General features: G+C 39.2%; 9 protein-coding genes and 1 pseudogene. 3 read left to right on the forward strand and 7 right to left on the reverse strand.

Translation table 11 applies throughout. The features are described from left to right. Positions 1–137: 137 nt before the first annotated feature. Complete coding sequence (locus AC2JBO_RS35695) at positions 138–1,190, reverse strand: permease (protein ID WP_496958378.1); 1,053 nt, start codon at positions 1,188–1,190, stop codon at positions 138–140. A 534-nt stretch (positions 1,191–1,724) separates the two neighbouring features. Between AC2JBO_RS35695 and AC2JBO_RS35700 the strand changes: the two genes are divergently transcribed. After that, on the forward strand, positions 1,725–3,083 hold the full coding sequence (locus tag AC2JBO_RS35700; protein ID WP_496958379.1) for a sensor histidine kinase: 1,359 nt from the start codon (positions 1,725–1,727) through the stop codon (positions 3,081–3,083). Positions 3,084–3,104: 21 nt separating this feature from the next. Here AC2JBO_RS35700 and AC2JBO_RS35705 read toward each other — a convergent pair whose 3' ends face one another. From AC2JBO_RS35705 to recN, 6 genes and pseudogenes are all read right to left on the reverse strand, one after another. Further along, complete coding sequence (locus AC2JBO_RS35705; protein ID WP_496958380.1) at positions 3,105–3,422, reverse strand: DUF3084 domain-containing protein; 318 nt, start codon at positions 3,420–3,422, stop codon at positions 3,105–3,107. 88 nt (positions 3,423–3,510) lie between these two features. Next, positions 3,511–4,446 (reverse strand): ion channel, encoded by a 936-nt coding sequence (locus AC2JBO_RS35710; RefSeq protein ID WP_496958381.1) that lies wholly within the window; start codon positions 4,444–4,446, stop codon positions 3,511–3,513. A 62-nt stretch (positions 4,447–4,508) separates the two neighbouring features. Then, positions 4,509–4,955 (reverse strand): annotated as a pseudogene (locus AC2JBO_RS35715) (DUF2382 domain-containing protein); the annotation flags it as partial. Between the two features lie 270 nt (positions 4,956–5,225). Next, positions 5,226–6,197: a DUF2382 domain-containing protein gene (locus AC2JBO_RS35720; protein WP_496958382.1), complete on the reverse strand. Its 972-nt coding sequence runs from the start codon at positions 6,195–6,197 to the stop codon at positions 5,226–5,228. 195 nt (positions 6,198–6,392) lie between these two features. Then, complete coding sequence (locus AC2JBO_RS35725) at positions 6,393–7,115, reverse strand: protein kinase family protein (RefSeq protein WP_496958383.1); 723 nt, start codon at positions 7,113–7,115, stop codon at positions 6,393–6,395. Between the two features lie 141 nt (positions 7,116–7,256). After that, positions 7,257–9,008, reverse strand: a complete 1,752-nt coding sequence (gene recN / locus AC2JBO_RS35730) for a DNA repair protein RecN (RefSeq protein WP_496958384.1) — start codon at positions 9,006–9,008, stop codon at positions 7,257–7,259. Between the two features lie 364 nt (positions 9,009–9,372). Between recN and AC2JBO_RS35735 the strand changes: the two genes are divergently transcribed. Next, positions 9,373–11,355, forward strand: a complete 1,983-nt coding sequence (locus tag AC2JBO_RS35735; protein ID WP_496958385.1) for an ABC1 kinase family protein — start codon at positions 9,373–9,375, stop codon at positions 11,353–11,355. Between the two features lie 860 nt (positions 11,356–12,215). Then, a complete protein-coding gene (locus AC2JBO_RS35740) occupies positions 12,216–13,277 on the forward strand; it encodes a hypothetical protein (protein WP_496958386.1) in 1,062 nt (353 codons plus the stop codon). Positions 13,278–13,371: the final 94 nt, after the last annotated feature.

The following is a 13,371-nucleotide window of genomic DNA, read 5'->3' on the forward strand; positions in this document are numbered from 1 at the left end:
AAGTTTTGGAGAAATTTTACGTTTGGTATTTGTTGTGCTTGTCATTAGGAAGAAAGTTAAGAGGTAGGGTGCGTGACGCCATAACAATCGTAAAGTGAAACTAATGTAGGGCATCACGCACCTTACGATGAGCGGAGTTAGAAGACGTGTAAATTCAGAAATAGTGTCATTAAGAATGTAAGTAGTCCTGCCAGCATGAATAAGTAAAATAAAGCTCTTGGCTTAAATATCGACAGCATTAAACCAACACCTTTAATATCAACCATCGGTCCAAACACAAGAAACGCGAGTAATGAACCACTGGTAAAAGCCGAAGCAAACGATAAAGCAAAAAATGAATCTACTGTTGAACAAATCGATACAACTACAGCTAGTACAAGCATTGCCACAATTGAAGTTATTGTACCAGCACCTAAACTCAATATTAAATCGCGCGGTGCCAGGACTTGAATTGCCGCAGCGACTGCACTACCAATAACCATAACTGCTCCCAACTCGCGCAGTTCCTGAACTATATTATCCAGTACCAACTGTAGCTTATCGGATAATGGTTTTGTTGCAACTGCTGTTTCTGCTTGTGCTGCGGTATCAATACGAGTCACTTGACCACTTGACTGACCACCCAATATATACGTTCCTGACTGTAATAAAGTTGAACTACCCGTTTGAACTTTGGTATTTTGTCGCGAACCACGTAGATGCTTTGGTTCAGGTTTGGGGGGTGGGTTGAATTTGAGATAACGTGCGATAGCCGGCTGTACAATTGGCGTTAAATCTTTTTGAAAACTAAATACCCAACCAACGATTGTTGCAATTATCAAAGAAAATAGTACACGTAATAATACAATCTCTGGTTGGTCACGAAATGCTGTCCATGTAGACCAAATTACAATCGGATTTATTGTTGGCGCCGCTAATAAAAATCCAATAGCTACGGATGTGGGAACTCCTTGCATCAGCAAACGACGCGCGACTGGAACGTTGCCACATTCGCACACAGGAAACAAAAAGCCGACCAAACTACCGACAAACGCACCTAACAAAGGGTTTCTTGGCATTCTTTCAACTAGCTTGCGCTCATCAACCAGAAACAGCAGCACACTAGAGAACAAAACCCCAAGTAGCAAGAATGGTATCGCCTCGACTAGTAAACTTAGAAATATTGTAAAACCGTTACTCAGTTGATTCATAGTGCGCTTATAAAAGCGGAGATTAAGATTAAAATGATTATCCCAGGCTATTCTATCGAAACGGGGATCAAAAACAAGTGCAGGTAATTAAATATAACTTAAACAGAGCCTTGCTTGGAAATTAAAGTAGTTTTAGCTACATTCTTTTCTGACATTATAGTTTATGTACTACCTTTATCTTTAAGATTTAGTTACAGTTTATACATTAAAAATTAATAACGATATCTGAATATATTATCAATAAAGGTGGCATAGTTTTTCCTTATTGTAATTATACTTAAATGCAATGTTAATAAAAATGTTTATGTACTGACGGTGGATTTGCTTATGGAAAAGTTAACTTTACATAAATTTGCCCTTGGATTTACAAAGTTTTAAACATGGAAGTCCAACTAGTTAAGCTTTTGCAGGAGCAAAACGCTATTCCCTATTTTCCACATACCGATTCCGGAGAAACTGAAATAGGCTGGAAGAGCTAGCAATAAGTTAGCAATGTAACCATAGAAACTTTAAGAGCGAAAAATCAGGGTCAAGGTGCCACAAGAATCTGTTTCCGAAATACAAACCCCAATTCTCATTGAAGGCAGTAGAGGCGACCTCGGTCTAGAATCTACGCTTCAAGAGTTGTCATTATACTCATTCGAGGTATCAACTAGCTGTACGGGCGCCTCGGTTGCTCAAGTGTTTGAAAAATTTCCGCAATTAGCGGGAGTAATACTTCTAGAAGACGGTAATTACATAGGAATGCTATCTCGACGGCAGTTATTAGAGTTTCTAATTCGTCCGTTCGGGAAAGAACTTTTTTTTGAGCAACCTCTCAGTATTCTTTACAGTTACGCGCGAACCGGAATATTACTGCTAAGAGAGACGACTTCAATTTTGACAGCAATGCAGTTAGCGCTGCGACGTTCCCCCGAACTGTTGAGCGAACCTATAGTCGTTAAATCAATTGACAATAGATATAAATTGCTTGATATTTCCGAGTTGAATATAGCATCATGGCAAATTCGCGGTATCGAGACGCAGGTTAGATACGAGCGTAGTCAAGCGCAAATTATTCAAAACGATAAAATGGCAAGTCTGGGGCGCCTGGTTGATGGGGTAGCGCATGAAATCCTAGACCCGGTAAATTTTATCTGGGGTAATTTAACTCATGTCTCAAACTATAGTCAAGACTTACTAAAGTTAATTGCGGCTTATACACGAGAATTACCACAACCCCCGGAGCATATCGTTTATTTAAAGGAGGATATAGAATTCGATTTTTTGGAACAAGATTTGAACAAGTCGCTTACAAGCATCCGAACAGGAGCAGAGAGACTTAAAAAACTTGTCACTGGCTTACAGAACTTTTGCCACATTGACGCTGTGTACCCAAAACCAGCAGACTTGCATACCTGTATCGAAAACGTTATCTTGCTGATAAATAGCCGTATTAAAGGCGAAATTGAAATAATTAGAAATTATGGGTCTTTACCCCCTGTATATTGCTTTCTAGGACAATTAAATCAAGTATTTATGAATATTTTAAGTCGGTCGATCGATGCCCTGTTAGATGAAGCAATTCGACACCAATATAAATTAGATAATACTCTACACGAAGAAAAACCCCGCATAGAAATTACAACCGAGGTGATTCCCCTACCACCGAATACAACCAATGGTGTAGAATCACGCTGGGTTAAAATTCATATTACTGATAGTGGTCCAGGTATGTCCGACCAAGCGCTGCAAAACATCATTGAATCCTTTTCCGTCGAAAAACGCGCGGACAAAGAAACAAGTCTTGCTGCTAGCTACCGCATCATCACAGCAAGACATGGTGGGAAATTTCAGATGCGCTCACAACTTGGGGCTGGTACTGAATTTGAAATCTTATTGCCCCTCGTTTAGCAGAATATGGAATGATATTGATTAACTACTTTGTATCGTTTGTATCTGCTTGGTCAAAGCATCCAACTGTTGCTGTTTACTAGCAATATCTTGTTGTAAAGCATCGATTTGAAACATCGCGTGTCGAAACTCTGCATTTGTACAAAATACAACTGCTAAAGTCGATGCTGATATGAGTACACCTGTAGAAAATGCTATCAGTAGTAAAGTATGTTTTGGTCGCAGGTAAAATAGCGATAAGCGTTGCTTGCGAACTCGTTTCTCGAATCTCTCCCCAACACTCCCTATTACGCCACCCGTCGTTAAAATGACTGCGATTAGGATATACACCGTATTCATTAAGCTTTATCAAAACTCCTCTACTCTAGCCTACTACTTTTAACAAGTATCTGGAGATGTAAATTTAATTCTTTATAAAAGAATAAATTTATACTATGAGTGTGTCATGTTCAACATCGTGTTCAACATCATGAAAGTATTTATAGTCAATGTATCGATGTCCTTGCTGCGTATGATGAATAATATCAACAAAGCGTCGATTACATAAAATATCTCTGGGTGAGTAATTGTGACGCGCGTGTACTACTTGAGAAACAGTTTCATCAAGACCGCTAAAAGATACAATAATTGTAGATTTAGTTTGGAGTAGGGATTCCTCTGTTAGTCCGTATAATGGGCTTGATTGATTAAGTTTGTGCATTATCGACCAAGTAAGCATAAAACTAGGAGAATGGTTTCTTACGAGTTCTAAATCATAAATGCGTCGTACATACTGCCCTTCTGCCGTAACTTCATCACGCATTAGGTAGACTCGCATTTGAGCTTCAAGTATTTGGTTTCGACGCTGGTTTGCGGTACGAAATATTAACTTTGGACATCCATCATACGTTGTAATTACTGCAACCCGACTAAATGCAATACGCGCGGTTGGTCGGGAAAAGCGCGCGAAAGAAAGTCCAGTTAACAAAGCTATTCCTACCAAACTTGCCATTGCTTCCACCATGACAACGGTGTTGGCGTATTGTGTTTTTGGATACATACTACCATAACCAATGGTAGCTAAAGTTTGAACACTGAAGAAAAAAGCATCATTAAAAGAGCCTGTTGTTGCGTTTTGAATACAATCTCCACCAACCAAATATGCTAACGCAAACAGTGAATTTACAGTTAGATATAAGAATAATATTATACCTAAAAATCCTAACCAAGGAATAGTCAGCATTAGGTGATAGGGGTCACGCCAGTAGGTGTACCAGGTGCCTAAACCAACAAAATAAAAATGCCCATCACATATTTTGATGTGTACGCGCGTTTGGGGGATTGCTGTTTGTAGCTTTAAAAATCTTTTCGATAGCAAGCGCATTATAATGTTACCAGGATAATTTGCTATTCAAAATATATACCTAATTATCCCTTAAGCATTATCTATTTTATATTGCCATTGTTTTGGCTATTAATAGAAGTGCGTGCAAACCATTCTTGGTACTTTTGTTGCAGCTTTTCATCTTCAACAGTAATAGTTATCTGTATCCGCTGACAACCATGATTACGTTCTAGTGCTATGGCATTTAGCAGCAAACTTGCAACTTTGGGTGAGCTAAATTCTCCACTAACGGTTAAACCACCTTCTGTTGGTGATGTTTGTGGTAGTTCACCTTGTGGTAATTTAGCTTGTAATGACTCTAGTTGGGGTATTGGTTGTTCACCTAAATCAATGTTTGCAAGTTCCTTACGTTCAGGACTTACTTGCTCTACAATTAATCTCTCACGACGAATGGGAATTGTCACCATTCGAGTTTCTATTTCTTTACGAACAACTATTTCTCCGACTTTACGCTTACTGCGGTCAACTATTAAACGTTCTCCAAGTAATTGAATTATTTCTTCTTGACTAACTTGTTGATGTTGTATATTTGACGTTAAGGTAGCATCCGAGATGTGAGCATCTTCAATATAATTATTTTCTGAGAGAGAATTTTGCATATTTGTATTTGACTCCGTTTCCTGGTTGTTGCGATTTATTAATGATTAAGAATATGATTTTGATTTAAAAGCAGGGTTTTATGATTGTGATAGCTGGCGCCAACCTAAATGGCGCCAGTTTTTAAGGACTGAAGTCCTTACAACGAGTTAACGTTTTAATTAACGTTCTTCGATGGGAAGACCAGGTGCTTTAACATCTAGTTCTTCACGACGAATTGTTTCTTTTGCTTCTACTGTGTCGTGGTCTACAACTTTGCTAACGCGAACTTCTTCACGAACTACGGTTTCTTTACGGATGTCGGGAGTTTCCTCGTAAATTTCTACGTGGGCAACTTCACCTTCACGAAATGCTGTAGCATCAGGTGTTACAGTTCTACCAGCATCGGTAGGAGTTACACGCTCAACTACGACTCTTTCTTTTTCAATTGGAACAGCTACTCGCGCGGTTTCTGTTTCAACACGTTTACCAATTGCAACTTCACCAGCTTTACGACGTTGCTTGTTTGCTACTAAGCGTTCTTCATACAAACGTAAGGTTTGATGGTCGCTCTCGTTTAAGTCATACAGTGAGGGTTCATCTTTATATGTGTAGCTGTCACGGTTATAAACAGGAGTATCCACTGCTTTGTATGAGTCAGCTACTGATGCTGGTTGATATGCTCCGCCCAATGCTGCTGCGGAAGCATCTAGAGGAAGCGCTGCGTCTAAAGGAGTTGACGCATCAAGTGAAGAAGTGCGGTCTATGCTTGGCTCTGTTATGCTACGAGTGGCGCCACCACGATAAACTCCACGAACGTTTTCTTCGTAATCGTAGTCAATAGCCAAATCGTCGTTAAATTCTGGCAAGTGGTCTGCTTGCTCACGAGTCATACCAAGGGCGTAAACGCGGTCAGCAGTGTGGTCAATACGTGAGCGGCCTACTGGTAACAATACTTTCTTACCAAAAATCCAGAAGCCTAAATCAACAATAAAATAACGGAAACGACCTTCTTCGTCTACTAATACATCGCTGATAGTACCAATTTTCTCATCGCTAGCATCAGCATATACACTCAACCCTTTGATATCATTTCCTTCAAAACTAGTATTACGGTAATCTGGATCGAAATCTCCAAGTTTATGAAGTACCATATTATTCGCCCTCATGTGGTTTAAATATTCTCTTGATAAAAATAGTAAGAAAATATTATGTATATTCCATCTTTCTGAGGGGTGAATTAAGCCTAATATTCGTTTTCTAAGGTTATATTTACTATTTTCGAGAGATATATTAAGCTCACTTGAGATATCAACAGATAGCTGTTAAAAGTACACTTGACAAGTCAACTATCGCCTAAAACGTTTATGATGTTTAGAAGATTTAGAACCACGTAATTTTTGTAGCAGCCGACGACAACTTGCTCTGAATGTAGAAAAAGCACGATAACCTTTGCGAATAATATCAAGCACAAAATAAGGTACTTTTATACCAAGTGGACACAGTAAGGGACGGTAGAGCCAGTAGTACGCTTTTTTAAAATTGTCCCACTTCGAGCAAGTTTCTTGATGAAGAAAGTCAGAGATATCAACGACAAAACCTCTTCCCTCGTGCATCATTACATTACGCGCGTGAATGTCATGTGGAAAGAGCGCGCGTTGAGTAGCATATTCCAAAGCTTCATCGATATCGCGTATAACTTGTGTTGGTATACGTATACCACGTTGGATACAATCATAAAGTGTAGTGCCTTGTAACCGTTTTAACACCAAGAAGTTTGTTTTAGCGTAATAGCATTTGGAATAAGCTGGATGCTCTCCAAGACGATGATATACTTCTACTTCCTCTTCATAACCAGGTCTTCCAGGCGCATAAATTTTGACTACTTGGTTTGGGTAGTCAGGATGACATACTACAGCCGCATAATTACCAGCACCGACAAGGTGCCAGGGTAATGGTAGATACTTTACTTCTACTGGGTCGTGAGGATGAATACTTTCTATCTTTACTAAAGGTAATAGTTGTTGATAAATTTCTTCGAGTAGCTCATTCAAGCACAATTTATCGTTCATTGGAACTTTTTAAAACTATTGCCCACTATTTCTACTACACATTAGGGTTCCCAAATTTCCGATAATTGTTTCATTTTGTAAAGATGGCAACGGATTACAACGGATGTAGCGGATGGCAGAATAAATCATCCGTTACATCCGTTAAGCATCCGTTGCCAATTTTTTACGGTGATTTTCAGCTTGTGTTAACAACGAATCTGCGAAGGCAATGGCATCTTGAGCGGACTTGCCTCCTGCGAGTTGTGCGAGTTCTTCACGACGCTTTGTTAAGTTATCTAGTGCGGCAACACGTACTACTGTACGTTCTTCTGCATGTCCATTGTTTTCTTTTTTACGTGCTTGGCTGACAGTTTCTTTGGAAACGCGGAAGTGCCTATCTGCCATTGCTGCTACGAGAGGTTGGTGAGTTACACACAATACTTGTTGTTGGTAACTAATTTGGTGGAGTTTTTCAGCTATGCTTTGCGCGACTCTCCCTGATACACCCACGTCAATTTCATCAAACACCATTGTATCCGGCGCCTCGATTTGTGAGAAACAAGCTTTTAGGGCGAGCAAGAAACGGCTCATTTCCCCACCGGAAGCTGTTTCTGACAAGGGTTGTAATGGTTCACCTGGGTTAGGGCTGAACATAAATGTAATTTTATCGGCGCCTGTAGAAGTTGGCACCATTGGACTGATGTCAACTTTAAACTGAACTTTTTCCATTGCTAATGGTTTGAGTTCACGAATTAATTCAGTTTCTAATTTGTCCCCAGCTTGGCGCCGTAGTTGAGTTAATTTATTACAAGCTTTAATTAATTTATCTAAACAAGCTTTTTCTTGTTTTTCTAAACTGTCTATAGATTGTTCACTGTCGTTAAGCGCTGCTAACTCAGCTTGTGTACGATTGTAATGGGCAATTGCATCCGCTAGAGTCGGGCCGTATTTACGAATAATTTGCTTGAGTTCGCGAATTCGTTCTTCAACCTCTTCTAAACGTTGCGGGTCTGCTTCCAAATTTTCACCGTAAGCGTTTATTTGTCGCGCGACTTCGCAAACTGCTGTTTGAGCATCACATATTAAATCTAATAAAGGCTGTAGTTGAGCATCATACTCAACCATATCTGTTAAGGCGCCTTCACTATCACCAAGTAAATCTGTAACAGTAAGTGCATCCCCATCATTTTGATATAAAGCTTGGTATACTTTATAGCTCCGAAGCTGCAAATCAACAACGTGGGTAAGACGCTCACGTTCCTGTTGAAGTAATTCCATTTCGTCAGGGTCATCTAGATTTGCGGTACTAAGTTCATTAACTTGGTAAGTTAGCAAGTCGAGTTGTTGCAAACGTTCGCGGTCAGATGTGCGACGCTGTTCTAAAGCTAAATGCGCTTGTTGATATGCAGCATATGCACCTGCAACAATATTACGGTGCTGGGGAAGTGTTGAACCACCATAAACATCCAACCAGTCACGGACTTGAGAAGATTGTCCGACTAGGACGCTTTGTCCTTGGCCAGTAATTTCCACCAATCTTTCGCGTAATTCGGTCATGACCTGACGATTAACAAGTACACCATTGAGACGCGACCGACTACGAACATTATTTGCAGTAGTAGAAATTTCGCGGCTAACAATTATACAGTTATCATCAATCAAATCAATTTCTTGTTCGCTTAACCAAGCTGCTAAAGTCGAATTAGGAATAAAAGTAGCTTCGACTAGAGAGCGATTAGTACCAGTACGAATAACACGACTTGAGACTTTACCACCCAAGACCGCATCGATTGCATCGAGGATAATCGACTTACCCGCACCAGTCTCACCAGTTAGAACATTCAACCCATCCCCAAATTCGAGTTCTAATTGGTCGATGAGGGCAAAATTCTCGATTCGCAGAACTTGCAACATCCAAATCTAATCTCCGTGAAGGCAGACAAGGGGAACTTTAGGGATGCATTAGAAATTACTCTAATCAAACCATCGAATCACCCCGTACTATTGAGTTTACCAAACCTAGTATGCTTTTACTTTGCCTGCAATAAACAGTGAAAAAATATAAAAATTAGTGCAAATCCCTATACCTGATGTTCTATCTCTAACGCCCCATTCGCGTTCTTCATCGGTTCGCTAGGATATAAAAGACGGTTTTTTGGGTACGTCGTCATAATTGTCGCGAGTTAAGCTGAAATATCAGGGCATCTTGCTGTAATTAACTTAATTTTAATTTATTAATTGTTACAATAATTAACATAATTGCTGTGGCGGTAGGTTCATGAACGTGAAGATAATTTCTCCCACTTCCCCCTTACTTGAAAAAGACAGTCACCCAGAAGCGCTGACTGAGGTTGAACTTTTGGCTTTAAAGAGTACACCAGGAGAGTTAGCGTTACCAAATTCAACGGCAATATCCAATAACCAATTGCAGTTGAAGTATGATGCTAATGCCATTGCGCTTTACTATCAGTCACGTCCATTGAAGGTGTTAAGACGAATCTTAAAGGTTTTGGCGCCGACTTTCGCGTTTGCGTTAGGGATATGGTGGGATGGAAAGCGGGGTGTAAAAGTTAAAAGTGACTCGAAGCGCGCGGTACAGTTTCGGAAACTGCTTACCAAGTTAGGGCCTGCTTACATTAAAATTGGTCAAGCGTTGTCAACACGTCCAGATTTAGTGCCACCTGTATATTTAGAAGAACTGACGCAGTTACAAGATAAGTTGCCAGCGTTTCCAAATGAAATAGCATATAGATTTATTGAAGAAGAACTTGGGCAAAAGCCAGAAGAAGTTTATGCAGAAATTTCACCACAACCTATTGCCGCAGCTTCGTTAGGACAAGTATACAAAGCCAAGCTTTACAGTGGGGAAGAAGTCGCCGTTAAAATTCAGCGTCCCGACTTACGCGAAGCAATAACTATAGATTTATATTTACTTCGTAAAATTGCAGCATTGGCAAAGCGGAGTTTCAAGCGGGTACGCAGTGACTTAGTGGGGATACTTGACGAGCTAGGGGAACGCATCTTCGAGGAAATGGACTATATCCATGAAGGTGAAAATGCAGAGCGTTTTTTCCAGCTTTACGGTCATATGAAAGATGTGTATGTTCCCAAAATATATTGGGAGTATACAAACCGTCGTGTTTTAACGATGGAATGGATATATGGAACGAAGCTTACTCAAACTGAGGAATTACGCGCGCAAGGAATTGACGCTCGTTATTTAATCGAAGTTGGTGTACAGTGTTCACTACGACAGTTGCTAGAACATGGATTTTTCCATGCAGACCCTCACCCAGGTAACTTACTTGCTACACCAGATGGAAAACTTGCTTATCTCGACTTTGGGATGATGAGCGAAGTTCAGCCACTACAACGTTATGGTTTAATCGAAGCTATCGTTCACGTTGTTAACCGAGATTTTGAAGGTTTAGCGCAAGATTACGTCAATCTAGATTTTCTTACCCCTGATACAGACCTTACACCAATAGTGCCAGCGTTTGCAAAAGTCTTTGCTAATGCCCAAGGCGCCAGCGTTGCTGATTTCAATATCAAGAGTATAACTGACGACCTGTCAGAATTGATGTACGAGTATCCCTTTCGTGTACCGCCTTATTATGCGCTCATTATTCGTTCATTGGTAACACTTGAAGGTATAGCAATACACATCGACCCCAATTTTAAAGTACTAAGCGAAGCATATCCATATGTATCAAAACGCTTATTAACCGACCCGGCGCCACAGTTAAGAAACTCGTTACGAGACTTACTATTTAAAGATGGTAGCTTCCGTTGGAACCGTTTGGAAAATTTATTAAAGAACGCGCGCGGGAACCAAGAGTACGACTTTAACTTAGTATTCAACCAAGCACTTGACTTTCTATCATCCGAACGTGGACAGTATATTCGTGAAAAACTTGTTGACGAATTATTGAAAAGTGTCGATGGGTTACGAAAAAACGCTTTGCACAATATTACTTCCTTATTGCGTCAACAAGTTGGACTCACCGCAGTTACAGAGGTGCCTGCTGCCAACACCGACCAGCAGCAAACGTTGGAACACATCAAGAATATAGCCAAGATTTTACAAGAAACGCGCGGGTTTGATGCCAACCAACTGGCGCCGCAACTTACCCAGATACTTTTTAACCCTGGTGTACAAAAGTTAGGGCAGCAAATAACTGCTCAAATAGCCCAAAAAGCAGCGGTAAGACTTGTCAGAGAATTGTTAGCAGCAACCGAAGTTCGCACAACCTCTGTCTAGTTTGTAAAATACTTCTTGTGGAACGGGCATCCTTGCCCGTTTCAAATATAAGAGTACCAAAAATTCTCTTTAAGCAAATTATACTCAGGAATTGTAAATTATTCGCTACGTTCTGACCCGCATAGGGTTGAAAACTAGGGTGTTGACTTTGTGGGAAACGGGCGCCTAAAAGTTCATACAGTTTTTGTGTCTGAAATAAAAGCTCTATAACCCTTATTTTATAAGGTTTTAGCGCTGATACTATAAAACACGTATTATGCATGAGTGAAAATTGCCCAAAAACCATTAGAGTCAACACCCTAGTTGAAAACCCCTATGCTAATAGCAAAAGTCCTCTTCAAGAGGAATGAAAAAATTGTTATTTTTATTACTATATATAGTCTTGTTTGTAGTTTTTACTTAGATATTCCAGATATAACACCCGTGTTGTAACATAATATAAGTGGTCTATAGCAGTCCTAAATCATTCGTAAAATTTTAAAACTGTATCTTCTTTTTCTTCCTTTGTGTCCTTTGTGCCTTTGTGGTTCATTACATAAGTTTAATTTTTTATAACTCAAGAACGGAATGCTATAGTTCGACGGAAAGCCACAATCGAAAACAATACTGGTGCATAGCTGTACAAAATTACTTTTCCTGATATTCTAAAAATAAAGCTTCTTGTTGTGATGTTAATTGCTTGCTCATTTAAGCTGTCTACCATACCCGTTACAACAGTATATTAATTTGTTTATCACAGAGACACAGAGTTAACAGAGAAAAGAGTTTAAACCACAAAGACACAAAGGTCACAAAGGTAATTTTTTTATTTAAGTAGGGAATAATAAGTACATATAGATAGTACTTGTGATTCCATTACTATGAGAGAAAGTTTGAAAGAAGCGCTAGATGAAACTACACCTGGTGAACGTTTGCGAGAATTAGCTATAAGTAGCCAGGTAAAAACACGCATTGCTGTTGCTCAAAATCCTAATGCACCAGTAGATGTACTTATAAAGTTATTTTCTGAGGCGCCGAATTATGTATTAAATAACCCTACTCTTTCTCTATTAATACTTGAAAATCCATGTTTTTTTGAAGACTTATATAAATCAAACAAGTATATCTTTCAACAATTCGAGCTACCTAAATTTTTCCTAACCTGGGCACTTAATAGTTCTCAAGCAGAAATTCGGGCTTCTTTAGCAATAAGTCCTAAAATTCCTCTAAGTTTTTTGATGAAATTAGCCGAAGATAAAGAACCGGGAGTGCGTGTTGCTATAGCGATAAATCCTTCTACTCCAGTTCAAATTTTAAATAAACTGTCTCAAGATGATATTTTTAGTGTACGTCGCAGAGTTTTTGAAAATCCAAATACTCCAAGCGATACAATAAGAAGTTTAGCTGCACATTGTAATAAAACTTTTCAACGTATAATTGCTAAACATATTAATACTCCTAAAGATATATTAGAAATTTTAGCCTTAAAGAGTGATAGAGAAGTTTCTTGTCTTGCTTTACGTCATCAAAATATACCTATTTATATTTTGAAAAAATTCTATAATAATAAACATAAAGAAATACGCGCGGCTGTAGCATCTAATCCTAATACTCCAGTAGACATATTGGAAATATTAGCTCACGACAAAGCTTATATGGTACGTTTAAATTTAGCAAGGAATCAAAAGGTGCCAAGCAAGGCTTTAGATTTTTTAGCAAAAGACAAAGGTGATGAAATACGTTACTTGGTTGCTTGTAATACCCAAACTTCAGAATTTACTTTAAAACAACTTGCAAAAGACAGACTTAATGATATTCGTGGTGCGGTGACAGAGAATAAAAATACGTCCAAAGAAGTTTTAGCACAATTAATCTATGATGAAAACGAAGAAGTTCGTTTAGCTGCTGCAAAATCTCTCTACCCTTATAAACCTTTTATTTAGATTAATGTATAAGATAATTTATCCCCCCAACCCCCCTTATTAAGCAGGGCTGATTCGTTCCCTAAAAATCTTGAAAAATCAAGGGTTTCGCGCA

The sequence above is a fragment of the Calothrix sp. CBUCES-K 9914 genome, from assembly GCF_059640475.1.